We start from the raw sequence: 21874 nt of genomic DNA on the forward strand, positions 1-21874 counted from the left end.
CCATGAACACTCCCTATTCGACGCGCCTTGTCCTGCCGGGCAGCAAAAAGTCCGTTCCCCCCGGTGAACCCGCTACGGGTCTTCAAAAGACCGACCTCATCAATGTGACACTCAAACTCCGGCCAGGCCGGCCCCTGCCCGACCTCCGGGACATGCCCCATGGCCGTGGGTTTACCCCCCTGAGCCGGGAAACCTTTGGGGAATTATATGGGACGAGCAAAGAAGACATCGCCGCCGTAGAGGCGTTTGCCCGCCACGAAGGGTTTAGCCTCGTCCGGATAGAGCCCCAGAAAAGGGCCGTCGAGATCCGGGGAACCATCGCCCAGATGGAACACACCTTCCAGGTCAGCCTTTCCCATTATAAGGACACTTCCGGCCAGATTTTCCGGGGTCGCACAGGAGATGTGTACATCCCTTCAGAGCTGGAAGGAATCGTCCGGGGTGTTTTTGGGTTGGACACCCGCCCCATTGCCACGCCCAAGATCAAACGGTTACCGGCCGCCTCCCCCCTCCGCGCCGCGGTGGCGACCACTTCCTACAACCCGACCGACATCGCCCGGTTATATAATTTTCCCGACGGATATACCGGCCAGGGACAATGCATCGCCATCATCGAGCTCGGCGGCGGGTACAACACCAGCGACATCAACACGTATTACCAAAGCCTTGGTCTCGCCGCCCCCACCCTCGTCGCCATCCCGGTCGACGGCGGTTCTAACAATCCCGGGAATGGTGTCAGCGATGCCGACGGCGAAGTCACCCTCGATATAGAGGTTGCCGGGACCGTTGCCCCCGCTGCTACAATCGCCGTATATTTTGCGGGGAATACGTCAAAAGCCTTTCAGGACGCGGTTTCCGCCGCCATCCACGACACCACCAACAAGCCCTCCGTCATCTCCATCAGCTGGGGCGGACCAGAGGACTCCTCCTACGGTTCCTACTATACCACCTTCGACGAGGAATTCCAGGCCGCCTCAACGATGGGCATCACCGTTTGCGTCGCCGCCGGCGATTCCGGTTCCAGCGACGGCGTCAGTGATGGAAAAGTACACGTCGACTACCCCGCCAGCAGCGCCTACGTCCTCGGCTGCGGCGGCACCACCCTCCAGGCCAACGTCCAAACCGACTCCATCAACAGCGAAGTCGTCTGGAACGAACCCGGCAACGGCGGCGCCACCGGCGGCGGCGTCAGCGACCTCTTCAGCCTGCCCTCCTATCAAAGCGGCGCCAAGGTCCCTGTGTCCCCCAACACCGGCAACCCCGGCCGGGGCGTACCCGACGTGGCCGGCGACGCAGACCCCGCCACCGGCTACAACATCCTTTTGGGCGGCCAGAGAGAACCCATCGGCGGGACCTCCGCCGTGGCGCCCCTCATGGCAGGCCTCGTCGCCCGGCTCAACCAGGCGCTTGGAAAGCCCGTCGGGTTTCTCAATCCCATTCTCTATTCCAATCCTTCGGTTTGCCGGGATATCACCCAGGGGAATAATGATACCGTGGATTCCGGGTCCACGTACGCCGCGGGGCCGGGGTGGGATGCTTGTACGGGGAATGGTGTGCCGGATGGGGGGATGTTGTTGGAGATTTTGAAAAGCTGACCCATTTATTGGTTAAACATAAGCTGCCGTTTGTTTTAGCTAGGCTAAGTCCATCAGATCTGTTAACTTTGAAAAGTTTAGTTGGAGCTAAACCAGATTATGGCTAAATTTGTACTGAAAAATATTGGAACCATAAAAGGGATTCAACAAACCAAGCAGCTAGTGATCGTTGAGGAAAGTGCTGATATTGAAAAGATTCAGGCTGAAATCAATAAAACGGAGCTAAATGGAGGCGAGGCCGAAATACCCGGAATATTTGACGCATATAGGGAGTCCCTGGAGAAAAAGTATGACAGCCCCTTTCGACGGTTGTTAACCATAATGGAACGGGTGGCCAATAATCAACCTGTCCCCGCGGACAAATTTAAAGATGTTACTCCGCAAGGCGAGCTGGTGAAAGAGTTCGAATTCAAATACCAAGATCTTAGGGTGTACGCGATAAAGATCCCCAATGGGAAATTGATATTGCTGGGTGGATATAAGAATCAGCAAAAATCGGATTTTACCAGGTTTCGTTCTGTTAAGACAAAATTTCTAAAGCAACATGAAAAGAAGTGAACTGTTACACAGCAAAGATTACTGGTTGGTCCAAATCCAGAATAATCTTTATGGTGTGATCGAAGAATATATGAAAAAAAAGGGCATCAATCGAACGCAGCTTGCAGAAGAGCTAAACGTAACAAAGGGATATATTTCACAGGTCTTGAATGGGGATTTTGATCATAAACTCAGTAAGCTGGTCGACCTGGCCATTGCGACTGGGAATGCACCAATTCTAAACTTTGTGAATCTGGGGGAGTATATAAAAGACGATGCTCGAAATCGGGAGCATATTTATTACTCGAATCACAAGCCGGTGCAATATTTCAATGTTCATGTCCACCCTTCTTTAATCCAGAATTCAACTCCCAAAATTAGTTGGCAGCGTGTTGCGGAAAGGACTCCTGGTTATAGAGCTTCATTGACGGAAACAGAATCTTTATCTTAGCCAATAATGATTTAATGAATAAAGCCGCCTCAAATCCTGTTCAATTTTCTATTAAAAGAGTAAGAGATACTTATTTTCAGGTAAACGAAAGTTTGTTTATCCCTGATGCAAGCAAGTCTATTGCGATTGAGATTGGTCATCAGCTAGGTTTCAATATAGACTCTAATATTACTAAGCTTGAAATCAAGATATATTTTCACTACCTTGACCAACCCCAGCAAATACTTGCAGATATACAGGTTGAGAACTATTATGAAATACCTCAGTTAGCAAGTTTTCGAAACAAGGATGGGGTGATCCTTTTCCCCAAGGAACTCATTATCCGAATAGTAGACCTTTCAATATCTCATACCAGAGCTCTTTTCGCCAAAAATCTTTCGGGTACGTTGTTTCAAGAAATGATCATTCAAGAAGTTAATCCTGAAGGTTTTGCGGAACAATTCTTCTCATATATGTTCGACAAGGATGCGGTAGTAGCTTTGACGAATACTACGGACAATTCCACAAAAGAAGTGGTAGTAAAGAAAAAATAAGTCCCATCAAGCGGCTAATATCCCATATACTTTGCCTTTTTCCGCATAACCGCAGGTGTGAGTTGTGGGGACGGGGATGTTTTTAGGGAAGGAGGATATGGGGGGGATAGTATCGCCCCTAAGTGAGATCATTCTTAATCCCTGGTTGCATACTTAACGTCTTTCATCGCCCTGAAAAGGATAATAGGCTCAGCCAGATCTTTGAGCATGATGTCCACCGGTGTTTGCAGGTCGGTTTCCATTTTTTGTTGAAGGCGCAGCAGGACTTCAACGGACACCGGCGAATCGATCATCAGATCAATATCATGAAACCGTTCTCCACGGGCAAGGGACCCAAACACACCGATTTGGTCCAGCCCGTACTGATCGAAAATTCGTTCTTTTCGGAAATAGGTTTGTAAAGAATTGAAATCTTTTATTTCCACTGTGTGAAAGTAAGGTTTTGCGACCTAATTAAAGGGGACAATAGTAGCGCCAGCGTAATTCATCCTGAATACCATCCGTGTTTGGATGGGGTGTCCATGAAAAAACGGTGGGGTCCAAAGGCCGGACGTTTTATCTAATTGCTTCAACACCTTTTGATCATAGCTATCCTTGACGCTCTGAAGGACATGGACGTCGTTTACACTGCCGTCCGTGCCAATTACGAATGAAACGGCGAAAACCTTGCCCCGGTAGCTGGCGGAGCTGCCTAGCGCTGCGCCAATGATCGGGTGGAGATCTTCAGACTTAAGCCGCGGCGCAAACCACCGGTTGGCGGTGAAAACGGGTTCGCTTTTAAAGATGCCGTCCTGAATCAGATGTGTGGAATCGCGACAGAATAATTGTTCGTCCCGGAACGTAACCACCTGGATACCCGGTTGAACCAGTACCAGGTCGGCATCCGTGAGTTCTTCTACCGTATAGGTGACGGATCCCATTTTTAGCTGGTTCCCTTCCAGGGACCAGTCCTGGGAATGTTCGTTCCATCGGGGGTCAAAGCTGACGTAGGAAGTACGCGGTTCAAACGTATACCGGATGTACGCGCTGTTGTTCCCAACGATACTGTCTGGCAAGGACATCGAAGAGACGCAGATCCAGGATTTGAGGAGTTTACTCTTTTCCTGCGCTTTGGCGTGAAGGGTCCACAGGAATATGGTGCAAAGGAGGAGCAATAAGGTGTTTGATTTCATGGATTCGAATATACGACAACCGCCTCCAAAAACCCCGTCACCAGCGGCTGCGGCCGCTCCTTCGTAGAACTGGCCTGCGGCACAAACAACGTCCCCATAAAGAACGGATGCCCATCCAGCTCCAGGATGCGCACCTCGCCGTCCGCATCGGTGCCGGTAATCCGAAACCCGGACGCATCGAGGGCGGCAGCGTATTCGGGGTTGAGCCCGAAGTTGCAATAGTAGTTTGCGGTAAAAGACGCGCCGACGAGTGCAAACGCGCGGGAACCGGGAAGAACGGAAACGTCTAACCGCTGTCCGACCAGCGAGCAGGATAAAGGCGTAATGACGAGCCGCGAGGCATACGGATCGGTCTCCGCGTGGGTAGCGTCAGCGACCTTGAGCACCGACCGCGCGTATTCGATGATCATGTGCTGGAACCCTCCGCAGGTGCCGAGCGTAGGCACCAGGTGAAGCCGGGCGAAACGGATGACCTCCAGGACGTTTTCCATGGAGGCGTAGGGGCTGCCGGGGGCGATGAGGAAGCCCTGGTAGTCGTCGGGGTTGAATCCGTGGTGGATTGTGGTTGTATGGACCCACGAAAAGTCGAGGTCAGCGCCTAGGAAATCGATGGAGTGTTGAAGTGCGGAGTTTGTGGCCACGTGGGTGGCATTTTCCTTCCGGAAGTCACCGATAATTGCTAGCTTCATTGTTCGAAAGTACGATTTGTACCCCCAATGAAGCTCCTGAATCGACTAACCGCCCTTTTTCGTGCCCGGGCGCCTCGACATGACTCCTCCCCTCACCCTGAGACGGGCCCGGACGGCCTGGATGACCGTTTACCGGATGAATTGGACGCGTTGATTACGCGTGAGGCGTACTCGTGGGTCGTCGGCCAGACCATCCGTCGTTTGGGGAAGACAAAACACCTTTTCCGGCTGCAGTGGGGGCACCTTTTTTACACCGGTTTGGAAGGGACGTCTTGGCGACAGGTGAACCTGATTCACCTGGTGCAACTGCTGGCGGGGGAAGACCGCGGGACGTGGTCGGAAAAGATCGGGTGGTACGTGGACCTTCACCGGGCGGACCAGGAGGCGCTGGAAGTGCTGCTGGCCTCCTTCGAGGAGGCGAGCGGGCGGCTGACGGTGCGGTTGCACACCAAAGAAACCTATGTGCAGTTTCCGACAGACGGGTATATCCTAAAGCCGGTGCTGCCGGAGCTGTATGCAGCGGTGGCGCTGGAGTTGCCGGGTCAGTTTCACATCCTCCAGCGGACGGAGGTGGCGCATTGGGGCATTGACGAGGATGAGTTGTTGTGGACGGCGTATGCGAACCTGTCGGACAAGCGGGAACAGATCGAGGTGGTGGAGGAAAAGGGGGATGGTTTTGTCCTGACGTCGCTTTTGCATAAAGACTACGCGGCGGCTTTTGCGCTGGACTTTGGGAACCATTGTTCGGAGTGGTTGGGGAAAATGGGCGCCATGGTGGGGCTGCCCAACAAGGGGAATGTGTTTATCTACCCGGTGACGGATCCGAATGTCTTTAATGCGGCCTTTACAAAAATGGCGGAAATGATCAATCGTCATTTCCAGGAGGGACCGTCTCCCCTGAGCAACGAACTGTATTGGTTTCACCATAACCGCTTTGAACGTTTCCCGAAGATCATGGAGGGGCATACCCTTACTTACTCTATCCCCAACCGGCTGCTGGCGTACCTGCGGACGCCGCTGGCGCATCCTGCTTTTTTCTCGGACCTCAAGGACAACCTGCTGGAAGGATATTGGGAGGGGTATTATGAGTACGGCCAGGGTTTCCGGGCGCCCTTGCTGGGGAGCCGGCGGGAATTCCAGCTGACGCTTCGTTCCAAGGCGGGGCAACTGGAGGGGACGTGTGTGGACGAGGATCACTCGGGCCAGGCGGGTGTCTGGGGTTTTGTGGACCGCGAACTGATTAGCTTTATCAAAAAATTCCCGGAGTCGCCGACCCAGGATATTCACTATACGGGTTTTTTTGACGCCCGCGAAGTGTCGTTTACGGGGACGTGGGTGATTGACGAGGGGAATGGGCAGGTGTGCTCGGGGAGTTGGGCGATGGTGAAGTTGTAGAGCGGGCCAAGGCTCGGCGGGGCCATAACCCCAGGGCGCAGCAGCGCGCCGCAAAAGCCGCCCAGCGCTAGGCTCCGAGGTACCTCGTTGGCAAAGCCTCCTCCACGACGACCCGGCCCTCAAGCCCCACGCGATACACCCGGGCCGAAGGCACCGATGCCACGCAGGTAACCGCGTCATCCGCAAAATGCACCGCCGCACTATTATCAGCAGCATACCCGGGCAATATAGAACCGGAAGACAGCAGACGGTGGAGCGACGGCCTTCGCTCCACCTCCCCATCATAATGCGGACAAAAACTCCCGGGCACAAGACCCAGGCATGGCAACATGGTATACGGCCCCGGTATGGAATCGGTGCTGCACTCCTGAAACCAGCAGTTGGCCCCGGCGCTGATACCGGCCAGGACTATGCCTTTATCATACGCCTTGCGCAGGATCGTATCAAGCCCCCATTCCCGCCAGAGGGCGAGCATGCTTTTGGTGTTGCCGCCACCGACATAAATGACGTCCATCCCTAGCAGAAAAGATTCCAGGTCGGCCGTGGGGGGTGTAAAAAGCGACAAGTGAAAAGGCCGGGCATCGAGCCGCGCAAACGCAGTGTAGAAATTCAGCGCATACCGGGACGCATCATCCGTGGCATGCGGCAGGAAGCACACCGATGGCCGCGAACGGCCCGAAGCATTTAACACATACTGATCGAGCAAAGGATTCCCGGGCTCCATGGAAAATCCGCCGCCCCCCATGGCTATAATCTGGCGCATCAATGGCTTAGTTTTTCTGCAACACAATTTTCCTTTGCGAAAACGCATACCCCGCATCCTGTATGGCGCACAACTCGGGCCATTGGGCCACGCTGAGGTTGCGCACCTTGTAGAGTTTGCGGACGTCGATGCGGAGCACGCCGTCGGTAACGGTGGCGGTGCTGGTAAAGCTGCCGCATTCGTTGTCGACGGACGTCGTAATGCCGGATAACCCTTTGACCGTATATCCGTCAGGCACCTTGAACGAAATGCTGTACAGTAACGTCCGGGGATAACTGACGTCGACGGGTAACGTGCGCAACCGTTCATCGCGGGTAAGCTTCGGCTGTCTCCCGATGAGTGCCGGAAGCGCGAGCAGGATGTCGTCCCCCGCAGTAGCGGTGAGCCCGCCAAGGACAAATGTTTCCTCGTATTGGAGGTTGCGCTTTTTAAAGCTGCGGCCGTCTTCCTGTATTTTGAAGTCGTTGTATTTTTCGACGGTCGCGTTGTATTCGTTTTCGGCCTGGGCTTTCATCTGCTTTGGCTTGTCTTCCTTCCAGTCTTTTTTCTGCTGGCTGAAGTCGGTCATGGCTTTGTCGGCCTGGACGGGGTTGAGCCCTTCCCACATGCTGGAGCCATCGTAGTTGCGGAAGTCGGTTTCCATAAAGGGCGTGAGGGCGAGGGCGTCGCCTTCCATGTCGTCTTTGGACAGGCCCTTGGCCTGGACGGTTTTGTCGATGGCGAGGCGGCTTTGGTCGTCGCCGTCGAAACCAACACCGACCTTGGTATAGATCATGTTGTCGGCGGTGTCGGTGAGGGGGACAAGCTCGGTCTTGGGCGCTTCCTTGACGGAACGGATGTCAAAACTGACGGCGGTATTGCCGATGAGGTATTCCTTGAGGTCTTCGGGGTTGCCGTGCTCGCCGGGGTTGACGTAGTATTTGCCTTTGTAGCGCACGATCCAGTCGAGCTCCTGGGTAAAGGCGACCTTGTCGAGGTCGCAAAGGGTGTTGTAGGAGGTAACGATGATGTCGTGGTCGAGTTTTCGCTTGGCCAGGAGACCGGAAAAGACCTTTGCAAAAGCATAGTCGTTCCAGGAATTATACAAGGTGTAGGAACGGATGGTGTAATAGGCCTTCCGGACGTACTCGTCGTCGCTTTGGTCGGTGATGCCTTTTTTCTTTAGCCCTTTGTAGATCTCGTCGATGAGGTTGGTGTGGTCGCCCCCGGCGGAAATCCTGCCGGTCTGGAACCAAAAGGCCTTGGCTTTTTCGGCGAGGTCTTTTACGGGCATGTCGTTTTGCATGTCCTCGGCGGACTTGAACCAGACGAGGTCGCGGGCACGGCTGCGCGCGTAGACGACCTGGAACTTGATGGAGGGGAACTCGCGGAAGTCGTTGACGTAACGGGTGTCTTTGAGTTTGTCGCGGTTGTCGTCGGTCCAGCGGTAGACGCGTTTGCCCCCGGTATTGGTCTCGATAAAGCGGGGCGCGCCCATCATGCTTTTGTAGGTCACGAAATAGTGATCGTCTTCGGCGGCCACCTCGATGATCTGCCGGGCAACGGGCATGTCGCGGTTACAGAGGTAGAAGACGGGGTCGAATTCCTTGTATTCGGGGTTGCTGGAATATTCCTTCGAATTGTAGTGCCGGAACTGGTATTCGATGACATCGCCTTCTTCGAGGTCGGGGATGGCGATCTTGAAGTAGTTGGGACGGTAGAAGGAGGAGGGGGCGGGTTCGGTATAACTTTTGAAAACGGAGGGGACGGTGTGGATGTCTTCGATACGTACGGCATCCTCCAGGTCTACGTCCTGCTTGGTGCCGTCCTTTTTGATGACCCGGGCGGCAAATGCGTCCTGGTCCGTGGTCTGGCGGAAATACAGGAGGGAATATTTCTCCAGGGCGGCCTTGTCTTTGACCAGGATCTTCCGGCGTTCGGTTTCCTCGACCAGGATGTGGGCCTCGTTGCGCATGTTTTCCCAGAAGATGGAGGTACCGGCGGTGGGAATGGCCAGCAAAAGCCCCACGAGGTTGCGCCCGATGCGTTGGCCGACGGTGACGCCCTTTTTGTCGAAGTCAAACGTCGTCTTTTGGCAAAGCAGCACGGCACTGGAAGAGGACCAGCGGGCGGAATCAAATGAGGTGGTAAAATCGGCGTCGTCGGCGAGCAAGGGTGCGGTTTTCAGGTTGCGCTCGTTCTGCTCCAGTTCTTTGGGAGAGATACGATCCTGGGCGTGGACGTGGATAAAAAGAGGCAAAAAGAGTAGGACGAAAAAGCGTTTCATCGAAGGCGATTTAGAGGTTGACGGATATATTATTCCTGTCAAATTTCCGTATGTCATCCAAAAACTGTTTCCAGGCGGTAAAGTCGGACACGTTGATGACGGGAGAGGCGATCTGGAGCTGTTTTGACAGGAGAACGGTGTGTCCCTTCATGAGGTAATCCGCGTGTATGGAATCCCCCTGGAACGCCGCCGTAAAGACCGGTGGAAGGTACCGGGGTTTGGCGCCGGAGGGAAGCTCCAGCGAAATCTCGTCCTTGCTCAGCAGCGTCCCGTCGATGTCGATGGGCGTCTGGCGTTCTTCGCCGGGGATAAACCGGGCGATGGAGCCGGGGAAAAAGTCAATGCCCATATAACAGGTTTTGTCTACGTTGGTGACCTGGTTGGCCAGGACAACGTCGCCCTGGATGACGATGGGGATGTCCCGGTTCTGGAAATCGGAGGTCTTGATCCCCGTGGCTTCCGCGTTGGGGTCGCCGAGCTCGACAAGACTTTTGACAAAATCCTGTTTCTCGTCTGAGGGGATGCCGTGGTAGATGTTGTGGAAAATGTTTTTGGACTCGCCGTTAAAGGTCATGGTCACGTGGCCTACGATGGAATCGCCCACGAGGTGAAGATCGGCCTTGGTAAGGACGATGTTGCTCTCTGCGGTGGCGGAGGGCACGGTGTCCAGTTTAAAGTTGTCCCCGTTTTCGACAAGGACGGACTTGCCCTGGATGCGATAGGCATTTACGCCGAGGGGTGCGTACTTCTGGGTGCCGTCGAGAAAGTATGTTTGACCACCCATATACAACACGCATATCGCGTGGTTGGCCACGCAAAGGGACTGGACGGTCCCAAAATCGTAGGGGATGTCCCGGGTACCGATCCAGGCAAAATGGGCGTCATATCCCGCGATCTTGAGCATTTGCGTCAGCAGGTTGGCCATGCCCTTGCAATCCCCGTATTTGTTCTTATACACATCCTGCGCGGTCATGGGGACAAAACCGGCGTAGCCTTCTTCAAAGGCGACGTAGCGGATGTTGTCCTGGACCCAGTAATAGAGGGCCTTGACCTTGTCCTGGTCCGATGTCAGGCCGGCCGTCAGCTTGTGCACCAAGGGCGTAAGCGTGGAGGTATTGTTGTCGCACTTCTTATACAGGTAATCATCCCACGCATACAGATCGGCGAGCGTCTTAAACCCGTTGTACGTCTTCTGATTGACGGTATAGGTCCGCGCGGTAACGACCAGGTGCGGGAGGAAATAAGGCCGCGCCAGGCTGGACGGCTCTTCTTTGATCCCCGGGAGGTCGGTGGCCGTGTAGGTATAGGTAATTTGATCCTTTTCGCGGCGTACGTCTTTTTTGATCTTATACCCGGCGAAGTTTTCTTCCTGGATGTCCAGTTTCAGCCAGGAAGGTACCGTGAAGCTGATGCTGTGTTCCTTTACGGGATAACCGGAGTGGAAAAAGAAGCGGGTGAGGTATTTGACGTCGCTGTATTCAAGGGCATAGTGAAACCGGCAGCGCTGACCGGAGCCGTCCGCCTCGAAGCCGTAAAACTCGCCATAGTTGTCGTCTAAGTAGATGTCGTCACCGGAGAGGGACATCTTCACCGGCTGGTAGCGCTGGTTGCGGAAGTTGTTCCCGTACCAGATCTGGAAGTCGTAGTCCTTGACCCTAACGAACTGGTTGTAGTAGATGAGGTGCCCCATGTCCACCTTGTTGGTGATCGAGGCCAGGTCGACTTCTCCCTTTTCCAGGGCGGTCACGACAGGGGTTCCCTGGACGCCTTTGGCGGTGGAAAAAGTAATGGATTGGGTGATGAGGGAGGCGCCGAATTTGGCTTTTTTGCTCAACTTTTTCAAGGCTGCAGCTTGTGCAAAACCTTGAGCATCAGGAGTTTGATTTTGAGCAATCGTGCGAACAAAAAGCAGGGCGCAGACAGCGAGCGTAAGCAGCTTTTTCATGAGCATCTGGATATTGGCTCACTAAGATACACTTTCCACCGGAATTTCCCGGTGCAAGGTGGGTAAACCTACGACAAAAGTGGCGCCTTTGCCCGGTTCGCTGTAGGCGTCGATGCGTCCCCCGTGTTTTTCCGCGATCTTTTTGCAGATGGCCAGGCCGATCCCCGTCCCCTCGAACTGGTCATAGCTGTGGAGACGGCTAAACAGGGAAAAGATCTTGTCGGCGTATTTCTGCTCGAAACCGATCCCATTGTCCTGGACACAGACCTCGCAGACATCCCCGTCTATGCGGGCAAAGACCCGGATAAAAGGGGGCGGATCGTCCCGGCTGAACTTGAGGGCGTTGATGAGCAGGTTTTGAAAAAGCTGGCGGATCTGGGTCGGTATCACTTTCAGGATGGGCAGGGGGGCCACGGTAACGGTGGCGTTCTTTTGCTCGATCGAGACCTCAAGGTCGCTGACGAGCCCCTCCACCAGGTTCGTGAGGTCGGTCTCTTCAAAGACGTTGGAGTCCGCCGCGGAGCGCGAAAACTCCAGGATATTTTTGATCAGGACCTGCATCCGGGAGGCGGCCCGGGTAATCTTGTCGATATACCCCTTGCCTTCGGTGTCCAGTTCCCGGGTCCGGGAGACCAGGCGTTCGCTGAAGAGCATGATCTTCCGCAGGGGTTCCTGGAGGTCGTGGCTGGCGGCGTACGCAAAGCGCTCCAATTCCTCGTTGGTCACCCGGAGCTGGTGGATGTTCTCCGTCAATTGCTGGTTGAGCTGGATAAGGTGTTGCTCCTGTTGACGAAGCAGGTGGTTTTTCCGGTACAGGTCCACAAAAACGCTGACCTTGGTGCGCAGCAGGTCCGGGTTGATGGGTTTTTTGATATAGTCGACGCCCCCCATGCGGTACCCTGTAAACATGGTCTCATCAGGGTAGTCGTTGGCCGTGATAAAGATGATAGGGATATGCCGGAGCACTTCCCTTTGATAGATCAGGGTAGCGGTCTCGAAGCCGTTCAGCTCGGGCATCTGCACGTCCATGAGGATCAACGTGAAGTCCACCTCTTTCAATAGGATACGAAGGGCGGCCCGCCCGCTTCTGGCCTTATAGAGGTTATATCCGTCGGGTTCGAGGATCGCCTCTATGGCAAAAAGATTGTCTTCGCGGTCGTCAACGAGGAGCAGTTTGATGTCGGGTTTTACTTGTACAGCCATATCCGCATCAAAGATAACAGTTGGTCTATTTTTACGGGCTTGGTAATATAATCGGAGGCGCCGGCTTCCAAACATTTTTCCCGGTCCCCTTTCATGGCCTTGGCGGTGACGGCAATGATGGGTAAGTGGGCGTTTTTGTGCTCCCGGCGGATTTTCTGGGTCGTCTCGTATCCATCCATTTCCGGCATCATAATGTCCATCAGGACCATGTCGATGCCGGGTTCTTCCTCCAGGATCTGGATGGCGTCCTGGCCGCTTTCAGCGGTGATTGTGTTGATGTTGTATTTTTCAAAGGCCGTGGTCAGGGCAAACAGGTTCCGGACGTCATCGTCCACGACCAGCACTTTTTTACCCGAGAGGATTTCCTCCTTTAGCCGCAGGTTCTCGATGATCCGTTTCTTTTCAGGGGGGAGGCCCTTGTGGTTGATGTGGAGCTGGGTAACGACCTCCTCCAGGAGGAGCTCCAGGGACTGGACGTTTTTGAGCAGGACGTTGTTGGCGTATTTTTTCAAAAGGCTTTTTTCCCGGGGGGTAAAGTCCCGGGCGGAATAGATCGTCAGCGGCATGATCTTGGCCCCGCGGAGCGCGTGTATTTCCGTGACCAGGTCGAGACCGTTCATGTCGGGGACACCATAGTCCACGCTGATCCCGTCGTAAGGATGGAACCGGATATGCTCCAGGGCCTCCTGTCCGGTGGCTGCCAGCGTAAGGTGCACCTGGTCGCCTAAGTCGAGCATTTTGGCGATCTGGGAAGAATCCAGCTCGTTGTCCTCGATGATGAGCAGCTCCCTGGTACGGTTGGGGTCGAAACCGGCAATGTCGTCCATCAACTGGCCAAGGGCGTCCGCGTCCAGGGGTTTGAGGTGGAAGCTGCGCGCACCCCGGTTCATGGCCAGGGCCCGGTTTTCTTCCCCGCTGATCAGGTGGATGGGGATGTGGCGGAAGTTCAGGTCGTTTTTAAACAGGTCGAGGATGCGCCAGCCGCTGGCGTCGGGCAGCTTGACGTCAAGGGTGACCGCCACCGGCATAAACTTGTTGGCCAGGTCGAAGACCTCCCCGTAATGCGTCGCGACGACGCCCTTCAGGTCTTTTTCGTGCACCTTGTCCATCATGATGCGGGCAAAACGGAGGTCGTCTTCGACGATCAACACTACTTTTTCCCCAAAAGAAATACTGTTGCGGTCGTCGCCCGTATCGTTGATGATTTCGCTGACGGCTTCCAGGTCCCGCTCGGGGAGTTTGACCGTTTGTACCACCTTATCCTGGTCAAGGGCATACTCGCTGATGACCAGGCTGGTTTGTTTTTCCTTTTTGAAAAGGGCGGGATTGTAGTCGGCGGGCAGGTAAAGGGTAAAGGTACTCCCCCGCCCTACCTCGCTGTCCAGGTCGATGACACCGCCTAAAAGGTCGGCCAGGCCGCGGCTGATGGACAGCCCCAGACCGGTCCCGCCGTATTTGCGGCTGGTGGACCCTTCGGCCTGCTGGAAGGCTTCGAAGATGATGTTTTGTTTCTCCTTCTGGATGCCGATCCCCGTGTCCCGGATCTCAAAGCCGACGACCCGGGGCGCCAGGTCGAGGGCTTGCAGGCTCGACTTCCAGTCCCCCTTCCGGGCCTCGAAGATGCGCAGGCGCACTTCCCCCTTTTCCGTAAACTTAAACGCGTTGGAGAGCAGGTTTTTGAGGATCTGGTTGAGGCGCTGGATGTCCGTCCGTATGTTCCCCGGCAGTTCCCGGTCCATGTCGATGACAAACCGGAGGTTTTTGCTTTCCGATATGTGTTTGAAGGTCGTTTCGACAAAGGATGTGATCTCGCCAAGCGCCACCGGGCTAAAGTCGGCGGAGATATACCCGGATTCGATCTTGGAAAGGTCGAGGATGTCGTTGATGAGCTGGATCAGGTCGTCCCCGCAACTATGGATGGTCTTGGCGTACCGGACCTGTTTCTCGGTCAGGTTGCCGTCCGCATTTTCAAAAAGCTGCTGGGCCAGGATGAGCAGGGAGTTGAGCGGGGTCCGCAGCTCGTGGGACATGTTCGCCAGGAACTCGGATTTGTATTTGGAGGTCAGGGTCAGCTGTTCCGCTTTTTCTTCGAGGGAGCGGCGGGCCTCTTCGACTTCCTTGTTTTTGTTTTCTACTTCCTCCTTTTGCTTGACCAGGAGGTGGGCCTTGTCCTGGAGCTCTTCGTTGGCGCGTCTCAGTTCGTCGGCCAGCGACGTGGATTGTTCCAGCAGGTGTTCCGTCCGCGAGTTGGTCTCGATGGTATTGAGCACGATCCCGATGGACTCCGTCAGTTGTCCGAGGAAGTCGAGGTGGGTTTCGTTAAACGGCTCGAAGGAGGCCAGCTCGATGACCGCCTTGATTTCCTTTTCGAAGAGCACGGGCAATACGATCAGGTTGATCGGGGTGGATTCGCCCAGACCGGACCCGATGCGGATATAGTCCTTGGGGACGTTGGTCAGCAGGATGCGTTGTTTTTCCATGGCCACCTGGCCGACCAGTCCTTCGCCCAACCCAAACTGCCGGTCGAGGCTGAGCTCCTGCTGGTGCGCATACGTTGCGAACAGCCGCAGGTGCGGGGTCTCGTCCTGTTCGAGGATATAGAACATGCCCCGCTGGGCGTTGACCACGCGCGCCAGTTCGGACAGGATGCGCCGGGTCACGGTGTTGAGGTCCTTCTGCCCCTGGAGCATCTGGGTGAACTTCGCCAGGTTGGACTTCAGCCAGTCCTGCTCCTGGTTCCGCAAGGTGGTTTCCTTCAGGTTGGCGATCATCTGGTTGATCGTGTCCTTGAGTTCTTCCACCTCCCCTTTGGCCGCCACGCGGATCGTGCGGGTAAGGTCCCCTTTGGTCACCGCGGAGGCCACTTCCGAAATCGCACGCACCTGGGTGGTAAGGTTGGCCGCGAGCTGGTTGACGTTTTCCGTGAGGTTCTTCCAGATACCGGAAGCCCCGGGTACGTTGGCCTGGCCGCCGAGTTTTCCGTCCACACCTACTTCCCGGGCCACGGTCGTCACCTGGTCGGCAAACACCGCCAGGGTGTCGATCATCTCGTTGATGGTATCGGTGAGCTGGGCCACCTCTCCGCGGGAGCTGATGGACAGCTTTTGTTTCAGGTTCCCCGTGGCCACGGAGGTCACGACCTTGGCGATCCCGCGCACCTGGCTGGTGAGGTTGGAGGCCATCATGTTGACCGAGTCGGTCAGGTCTTTCCAGGTACCGGCCACGCCCTTGACCTCGGCCTGGCCGCCCAGCTTGCCCTCGGTACCCACCTCACGGGCTACGCGCGTGACCTCGAAGGCAAAGGAGTTGAGCTGGTCCACCATCGTATTGATCGTATTCTTCAGGTCGAAGATTTCCCCCTTGACGTCGATGGTGACCTTTTTGGAAAGGTCACCCGAGGCCACCGCCTTGGTCACTTCGGCGATGTTGCGCACCTGGCTGGTCAGGTTCCCCGTCATCTGGTTGACCGAGTCGGTCAGGTCCTTCCAGGTACCGGCGACACCCGGCACAAAGGCCTGTCCGCCCAGCTTCCCGTCCGTTCCCACTTCGCGGGCGACGCGGGTCACCTCGGAGGCAAAGGCCCTGAGCTGGTCCACCATCGTATTGAGCGTTTCTTTCAACTGCAGGATTTCCCCGCGGACGTCCACCGTGATCTTCCGGGACATATCCCCATTGGCCACGGCGATGGCGACATCGGCGATGTTGCGCACCTGGTCGGTCAGGTTCCCCGCCATCTGGTTGACCGAGTCGGTGAGGTCCTTCCAGGTCCCGGCCACCCCGGGTACGTGCGCCTGGCCCCCGAGCTTTCCTTCGGTCCCTACTTCGCGGGCGACACGGGTGACTTCCGAGGCAAACCCGCGGAGCTGTTCCACCATGGTGTTGATGGTGTTTTTCAGCTCCAGGATTTCCCCCTTGACGTCCACCTCGATCTTACGGGAAAGGTCGCCATTGGCCACCGCCGTCGTGACTTCGGCGATGTTGCGCACCTGGTCGGTGAGGTTCCCCGCCATGATGTTGACCGAGTCGGTGAGGTCCTTCCAGGTACCGCCGACGCCGGGTACGTTGGCCTGGCCACCCAGCCGTCCTTCCGACCCTACTTCCCTCGCCACGCGCGTGACTTCCGAGCCAAAGGAATTGAGCTGGTCCACCATCGTATTGATGGTATTCTTCAGTTCCAGGATTTCCCCTTTGACGTCCACGGTGATCTTACGCGACAGGTCTCCTTTTGCCACGGCGGTGGTCACTTCGGCGATGTTGCGCACCTGGGCTGTCAGGTTGGACGCCATCTGGTTCACGCTTTCGGTCAGGTCCTTCCAGGTCCCGCCCACGCCACGCACCTTGGCCTGGCCGCCCAGCTTCCCGTCCGTCCCTACTTCGAGGGCCACGCGCGTAACCTCGGAGGCAAAGGAGTTGAGCTGGTCCACCATGGTATTGATGGTATTTTTCAGTTCCAGGATTTCGCCTTCCACGTTGACCGTGATCTTGCGGGAAAGGTCGCCCCGGGCCACGGCGGTAGTGACTTCGGCGATGTTGCGTACCTGGGCGGTCAGGTTGGACGCCATCTGGTTCACGCTTTCGGTCAGGTCTTTCCATACACCGCCCACGCCGGTGACCTTGGCCTGTCCGCCCAGTTTCCCTTCCGAGCCCACTTCCGTGGCCACGCGGGTGACTTCCGAGGAAAAAGAATTGAGCTGATCCACCATCGTGTTGATGGTATCCTTGAGTTCGAGAATTTCCCCCTTCACGTCCACGGTGATCTTGCGGGAAAGGTCGCCCCGGGCCACCGCGGTGGTGACTTCGGCGATGTTGCGTACCTGGGCCGTCAGGTTCCCCGCCATGATGTTGACGGAGTCCGTAAGGTCCTTCCAGGTCCCGCCCACCCCGGGTACGTTGGCCTGGCCGCCCAGCCGTCCTTCCGACCCTACTTCGCGGGCCACCCGTGTCACTTCCGAGGAGAAGGAATTGAGCTGGTCCACCATCGTGTTGATGGTGTTTTTCAGCTCCAGGATTTCCCCCTTTACGTCCACGGTGATCTTTTTGGAAAGGTCGCCTTTGGCGACCGCGGTCGTGACCTCGGCGATGTTGCGCACCTGGGCCGTCAGGTTCCCCGCCATCAGGTTGACGGAATCGGTCAGGTCCTTCCAAACACCGCCCACGCCGTCCACCGTCGCCTGGCCCCCGAGCTTGCCCTCCGAGCCCACTTCCCTGGCCACGCGCGTCACCTCCCGGCTAAACAGGTTGAGCTGTTTCACCATGTCGTTCACCTCCCGGGCGATCCGGGAAAACTCCCCTTGCAGGACGTGGTCCCCGATTTCCAGGGGCATTTGCTGACCAAGGTCGCCTTTTGCCACGGAGCTGATGACGCCCGCAATTTCGATCGTGGGATGGACCAGGTCCGAAATCAGCGTATTAAGCGAGTCCACGCCCTGCCGCCAGGAACCTTTGGAATACGGGACATCGATGCGGTGGGTGAGCTTCCCTTCCTTACCGATGGTATTGCTCGCTTTCATGAACTCCTCGGTCATCCGCTCGTTCATCTCGATGATGTCGTTGAGCGCGTCGTAAATCTTGCCCCGGGTACCCACCTCGTCGATGGGCATACGGGCCTGGAAGTTGCCGTTGCGGACTTCCAGGAGTACGCGGAGGAGTTCTTTGTCCAGGTCTTGGGGTTGGTCGACGTAGGTGGGTGCGTTGGTCAGGCTCATAAACTATGAGCGCATCAAAGGCTGTGCCGCTGTCGAGGCGACTTAAAAGTCGAATTCCCTACGCCCAATATTCATCCGGAAGCCTACGGAATAGAAGGTCACCCCCGCATTCGGCTGTCCCTGGACGTTGTAGGTCCGGTGGGTGCCGCCGACCTCGATATAGGCGTTGTCGAAGAGCTCCCAGGAGATGTTCAGCCCCAGGGTCGTGCTGTGGACCGGGATACCGGTTCCGATGTGCCAGCCATAGTCGCGCGGACGGGTATTGTAGGTGTCGAACAGGTTGTTGCCCATATTGTATCCTGCGGAGTCAAGCCCCTGAAGGTACTGGATGATCTTGCCGGACACGTATAACCGGGGGATCGGCTGGTACCGCGCCAGGGCCACGAATTCCCGGATGTTGGCGCCGTTCGGGTGCGCCAGGGGCTGGTTGTAGTGGGTAAAGTTGGTCGTGCTGTCGAAGTTCATGTAGGTAAACGGCCGGATCAGGTTAACCTCGCCCTGGAGGTCCAGGTTCTTGATGCCAAGGGCGTCGATGTACTTGATCCCGCCTTGCAACGCCTGTTTGTTGGTAAAGCTCCCATCGCTGTAGTGCAAGAGCTCGTGGATCTGGAATTCGTCAAAGAGAAGGGTGCCGTAGAGCTGGACGTGATGGCCGATGTTGGATTTGGCGTCAAAGGCAATGTTCGCTTTCCCCGACGTGCCCAGGTTGGACTCCGTCGCCCGGTAAAAGATGACCGGGTTCAGGTAGCTCAGTTGGAGACCGTACGCCCCGCTTTCCATGATGTTTTCGTACAAGCCGATGTTCAGCCACTTCGCCAGCTGGGCGGAGAGGTGGTGGATCGACATGTAGTTTTTGGGTTTCATGTCCCGGCCCACCTGGGGTACGGATTGCATCGTCTGGGCGATGATCATTTCGTAGTCGATCTTCCAGATCCGTGTATTGAGCCGGAGGAAAACGTAGTCGTTCGCAAAGTCGCTCAGCTCCAGGCTCCGGAACCCGTTCCCGATAAAGAGTTTGTCGTAGGCATACTGTACGTGGATGACTTTGATCAGGTCAAAGCTCACGCCCCCCCGGAAGTCGAAATAGTCATACCCGTTCGTCCCGTAGGGTTTGTAAAAGCCCACCCCAGGCACGGCGTTGTGGGCCGAGACCCACTGGCGGACGTAGAGCGGATCCCTTTCCTGGTTGTCGGAAATGTAGGTATAAAAACCAACTTTTTTGGCCAGCATCCCCCGGACATACAACCCCCGGGTGTTTAGGTAGGTCGACCCGGTACCGTCGTTGGCGTGCCCGGTCTGGAGGTTCAACACCGGATCCACCCGCATGGTGAAATCCTTGGTGTCGACCGCGTATAAATGGGAAGGCGTTTCGTAAAAAGTCTTGAGGATGGGGTGTTTCAGCCGGAAGGAGTCCAGGTAGCGGGCCGGGGCATATTCGTTGTTTTCCATGAGAAAACAGCGGATGTCATAACGGTCCACCGCCGACAACTTGATGGGGAGCTGACCCGCAGCGTCCAGGGAGTCGATGTACGCGATGCGTTCGGTAAAGGTTTTCCGGTTAAACGGTTTTACCGTGGAAAAAGCCAGGGTACTGTCGTTGCGGAGCTTGATGTCCAGCCGGTCCATAAGGGTGTAATCCTTCGTGTGAAGGGTCAGGTTATCGGATTGGGCCCGGACTTGGATAGCAAAGGGCAACAACAGGATAAGGGCACATAAGCAACGATAGGCGCAACGACTCATAAAAGTAATTCGCGTAAAAATATGGCTTTTTTACTCTTTGATGAAACTCAAGGTCCCCCCTGGATCAAGCGATAGGTAGTATAGGCCCGCCGGCAACCGGCTAACGTCCACGTCTACCCCCTCCCCGGGCCCGGCCACCGTTTTCGATTGTAGCAGTTTCCCCCCAACACTGTAGATAAAAATCCCCAACCTGTCCAGGCGCGTGGGCAAAGCAACATGCAGGGTACTGACCGCCGGGTTGGGATAGACTTTATAAGACAACGGGCCCCCATCCGATCGCAGGCTGACGACCGGAGAGTAGGTGGTCCAGCCGTTGTTGTCCACCTGTCGCAGCCGGTAATAGTTGGTGGTGGCAGGTACGGGCGTCGGATCGGTAAACGCGTATTCCTGCAATTGTGAGGTCGTCCCGTGGCCCTGTACCTCTCCGATCTCGCCGAAGTCACGCCCGTCGGTGGAGCGTTCGACGGCGAAATAGGCGTTGTTGGTCTCCCAGGTGGTCGACCAGTTCAGCACGTTCCCCGTTTTGGTAGCGGTTCCGGTAAACGAGACCAGGTCCACCGGCAGCGGAATGATCGACGCAAAAGTAAAAAACGACCCCGAAGGGATCTTGGCCGAACTAAGGGTGGTCGCGCCCCCCGTCAGGCTGATGTGCTGGGTGACGTTGGTGAAAGCCGCATCGGTGGCCACCAGCAGCACCGTGCTTTTGCTCCCGCTGTCCTGGGTGATCGCGATGTTCTGGTCCGTCCAGTTGGTCTTTTGCATCGTCCAGGTGCGGGGCATCGCATAATAGGTCACGCCCCCCGAGATGATCGTCCGGGTATAGGATGTGGCCTTGGCGTCGTCCCCCCAGATCATAAAGCTCCGGTCGTTGCTGATCGTTCCGGTGTTCGCAGAATTGGTCGCGGCGATGTTTGTCAGGGCGATCGTAGTTTGGAAACCGGTATTGCTGCTCCTCGACTGAAGCTGATTGAGCCCGCTGTTGTTATCCAGGGCCAGCCCCGCGATGTTGTTGGACCAGGTGGCGAGGGTCGCGGCGTTCCAGACCGTGGTACCTGTGCTGGACAGGTAATTCTGGGGCGCGGATCCGCCCAGCGTAAAGCCGTATTTCAGCGCCAGGTAAGAGCCGACCTGTTCCAGGTTCGCCGGGCTCAGGACGCTGGGATAAACGATGACCTCGGCGATCGACCCGTTCCAACTGTTGGTGCCCCAGGCCGAGGCGCCCACCGTGCCGCTCCCCAGGTTGGTGTTGAAGTTTTCGGCGGTGGGACCCGTCACCAGGTTGCCCACTCCGTATAAGTTCATATTGCCCCCGTTCCCCGCCCAGGTAGAGGTCAGCATCTGGGGTTGCCCGGTTTGCCAGAAACCGTTCGCGGTATTGAGGCTGGAACTGTAATACGACAATGTGCCCTGAGTGCCTGTGGCGCCCAGCGAATAACCGCTGGTGCCGGTGTTTTTGCCCCAGGACATCACGTATTGGTTTCCGGTGACGGTCGCCGGGCTGGCCACCGCGATGATGGTGCGGGCATTCTTGCCGTTGGGCAAACCGGTGGTGCTAAACATACCTAAGCTGGCACCCCCGGTGAAATAGACCACCGGGTTGAAGTTGACGTCGTAGGTGGCATCGTCCTGGTAGGTCGGTTGGGTACCAAACGGCTGCCAGGCAAAAGTGGCTGTGGCAGACTGATCGATCCAAAACCAGATCGAACTGCCATCCGTGGTGGAAGACGTGGAATTATAGTCGGCTCTTAGCCAAAGCGTGCTACCGGTAATGCCTCCTGGATTCTGGGCATGCGCAATAAAGGGGAGAATTGCAAAAAGGGTTAGTCGACGTTTCACGGGGTTTGGATTTGACTGCACAAAAACATAGTGCAATCCACCCA

General features: G+C 56.1%; 15 protein-coding genes. 5 read left to right on the forward strand and 10 right to left on the reverse strand.

The genetic code is table 11. From position 1 onward, the window contains the following. Positions 1–2: 2 nt before the first annotated feature. From EDB95_RS26910 to EDB95_RS26925, 4 genes are all read left to right on the forward strand, one after another. Positions 3–1595 carry a S53 family peptidase gene (locus tag EDB95_RS26910; RefSeq protein ID WP_134000105.1) on the forward strand — a complete coding sequence of 531 codons (1593 nt, stop codon included), beginning with the start codon at positions 3–5 and terminating at the stop codon, positions 1593–1595. A gap of 99 nt (positions 1596–1694) precedes the next feature. Beyond that, complete coding sequence (locus tag EDB95_RS26915) at positions 1695–2153, forward strand: hypothetical protein (RefSeq protein ID WP_134000108.1); 459 nt, start codon at positions 1695–1697, stop codon at positions 2151–2153. Next, positions 2140–2583, forward strand: a complete 444-nt coding sequence (locus EDB95_RS26920) for a helix-turn-helix domain-containing protein (protein WP_134000111.1) — start codon at positions 2140–2142, stop codon at positions 2581–2583. The genes EDB95_RS26915 and EDB95_RS26920 overlap by 14 nt, the downstream gene beginning before the upstream one ends. 14 nt (positions 2584–2597) lie before the next feature. Then, positions 2598–3116: a hypothetical protein gene (locus EDB95_RS26925; protein ID WP_134000114.1), complete on the forward strand. Its 519-nt coding sequence runs from the start codon at positions 2598–2600 to the stop codon at positions 3114–3116. 134 nt (positions 3117–3250) lie between these two features. Here EDB95_RS26925 and EDB95_RS26930 read toward each other — a convergent pair whose 3' ends face one another. The 3 genes from EDB95_RS26930 to EDB95_RS26940 are packed head-to-tail and all read right to left on the reverse strand — an operon-like array spanning position 3251 to position 4977. Further along, positions 3251–3541 (reverse strand): nucleotidyltransferase family protein, encoded by a 291-nt coding sequence (locus tag EDB95_RS26930; RefSeq protein WP_211352233.1) that lies wholly within the window; start codon positions 3539–3541, stop codon positions 3251–3253. 24 nt (positions 3542–3565) lie between these two features. Then, entirely contained in the window at positions 3566–4288 is a 723-nt protein-coding gene (locus tag EDB95_RS26935; protein ID WP_134000117.1) for an energy transducer TonB, read from the reverse strand. Further along, entirely contained in the window at positions 4285–4977 is a 693-nt protein-coding gene (locus tag EDB95_RS26940; protein WP_134000120.1) for a CTP synthase C-terminal region-related (seleno)protein, read from the reverse strand. The genes EDB95_RS26935 and EDB95_RS26940 overlap by 4 nt, the downstream gene beginning before the upstream one ends. 27 nt (positions 4978–5004) lie before the next feature. On the opposite strand from EDB95_RS26940, the gene EDB95_RS26945 reads away from it, so the two are divergent. Further along, positions 5005–6372 carry a hypothetical protein gene (locus tag EDB95_RS26945; RefSeq protein ID WP_134000122.1) on the forward strand — a complete coding sequence of 456 codons (1368 nt, stop codon included), beginning with the start codon at positions 5005–5007 and terminating at the stop codon, positions 6370–6372. Between the two features lie 67 nt (positions 6373–6439). Here EDB95_RS26945 and EDB95_RS26950 read toward each other — a convergent pair whose 3' ends face one another. From EDB95_RS26950 to EDB95_RS26980, 7 genes are read right to left on the reverse strand one after another with little or no spacing between them, the layout of a single operon-like run. Then, positions 6440–7135, reverse strand: a complete 696-nt coding sequence (locus EDB95_RS26950; RefSeq protein WP_134000124.1) for a Type 1 glutamine amidotransferase-like domain-containing protein — start codon at positions 7133–7135, stop codon at positions 6440–6442. Between the two features lie 7 nt (positions 7136–7142). Continuing rightward, entirely contained in the window at positions 7143–9401 is a 2259-nt protein-coding gene (locus EDB95_RS26955) for a hypothetical protein (protein WP_162852814.1), read from the reverse strand. Between the two features lie 10 nt (positions 9402–9411). Beyond that, the gene (locus EDB95_RS26960) at positions 9412–11346 is read right to left on the reverse strand and encodes a transglutaminase-like domain-containing protein (protein ID WP_162852815.1); all 1935 of its coding nucleotides are present in this window, start codon (positions 11344–11346) and stop codon (positions 9412–9414) included. Between the two features lie 21 nt (positions 11347–11367). Then, a complete protein-coding gene (locus tag EDB95_RS26965; RefSeq protein WP_134000133.1) occupies positions 11368–12549 on the reverse strand; it encodes a sensor histidine kinase in 1182 nt (393 codons plus the stop codon). Continuing rightward, positions 12534–18254 carry a HAMP domain-containing protein gene (locus EDB95_RS26970; protein WP_134000135.1) on the reverse strand — a complete coding sequence of 1907 codons (5721 nt, stop codon included), beginning with the start codon at positions 18252–18254 and terminating at the stop codon, positions 12534–12536. The genes EDB95_RS26965 and EDB95_RS26970 overlap by 16 nt, the downstream gene beginning before the upstream one ends. 42 nt (positions 18255–18296) lie before the next feature. Further along, positions 18297–19994, reverse strand: coding sequence for a hypothetical protein (locus EDB95_RS26975; protein ID WP_134000138.1), 1698 nt, complete (start codon positions 19992–19994; stop codon positions 18297–18299). A gap of 30 nt (positions 19995–20024) precedes the next feature. Continuing rightward, positions 20025–21830 carry a T9SS type A sorting domain-containing protein gene (locus EDB95_RS26980; protein ID WP_134000141.1) on the reverse strand — a complete coding sequence of 602 codons (1806 nt, stop codon included), beginning with the start codon at positions 21828–21830 and terminating at the stop codon, positions 20025–20027. Positions 21831–21874: the final 44 nt, after the last annotated feature.

This window comes from Dinghuibacter silviterrae (assembly GCF_004366355.1).
Taxonomy (GTDB): Bacteria; Bacteroidota; Bacteroidia; order Chitinophagales; family Chitinophagaceae; genus Dinghuibacter; species Dinghuibacter silviterrae.

Excerpts from the sequence above, each read along its gene's own strand:
- EDB95_RS26910 (WP_134000105.1), top strand. The coding sequence starts at position 3 with ATGAACACTCCCTATTCGACGCGCCTTGTCCTGCCGGGCAGCAAAAAG.
- EDB95_RS26915 (WP_134000108.1), top strand. The coding sequence starts at position 1,695 with ATGGCTAAATTTGTACTGAAAAATATTGGAACCATAAAAGGGATTCAA.
- EDB95_RS26920 (WP_134000111.1), top strand. The coding sequence starts at position 2,140 with ATGAAAAGAAGTGAACTGTTACACAGCAAAGATTACTGGTTGGTCCAA.
- EDB95_RS26925 (WP_134000114.1), top strand. The coding sequence starts at position 2,598 with ATGAATAAAGCCGCCTCAAATCCTGTTCAATTTTCTATTAAAAGAGTA.
- EDB95_RS26935 (WP_134000117.1), bottom strand. The coding sequence starts at position 4,288 with ATGAAATCAAACACCTTATTGCTCCTCCTTTGCACCATATTCCTGTGG.
- EDB95_RS26940 (WP_134000120.1), bottom strand. The coding sequence starts at position 4,977 with ATGAAGCTAGCAATTATCGGTGACTTCCGGAAGGAAAATGCCACCCAC.
- EDB95_RS26945 (WP_134000122.1), top strand. The coding sequence starts at position 5,005 with ATGAAGCTCCTGAATCGACTAACCGCCCTTTTTCGTGCCCGGGCGCCT.
- EDB95_RS26950 (WP_134000124.1), bottom strand. The coding sequence starts at position 7,135 with ATGCGCCAGATTATAGCCATGGGGGGCGGCGGATTTTCCATGGAGCCC.
- EDB95_RS26955 (WP_162852814.1), bottom strand. The coding sequence starts at position 9,401 with ATGAAACGCTTTTTCGTCCTACTCTTTTTGCCTCTTTTTATCCACGTC.
- EDB95_RS26960 (WP_162852815.1), bottom strand. The coding sequence starts at position 11,346 with ATGAAAAAGCTGCTTACGCTCGCTGTCTGCGCCCTGCTTTTTGTTCGC.
- EDB95_RS26965 (WP_134000133.1), bottom strand. The coding sequence starts at position 12,549 with ATGGCTGTACAAGTAAAACCCGACATCAAACTGCTCCTCGTTGACGAC.
- EDB95_RS26970 (WP_134000135.1), bottom strand. The coding sequence starts at position 18,254 with ATGAGCCTGACCAACGCACCCACCTACGTCGACCAACCCCAAGACCTG.
- EDB95_RS26975 (WP_134000138.1), bottom strand. The coding sequence starts at position 19,994 with ATGAGTCGTTGCGCCTATCGTTGCTTATGTGCCCTTATCCTGTTGTTG.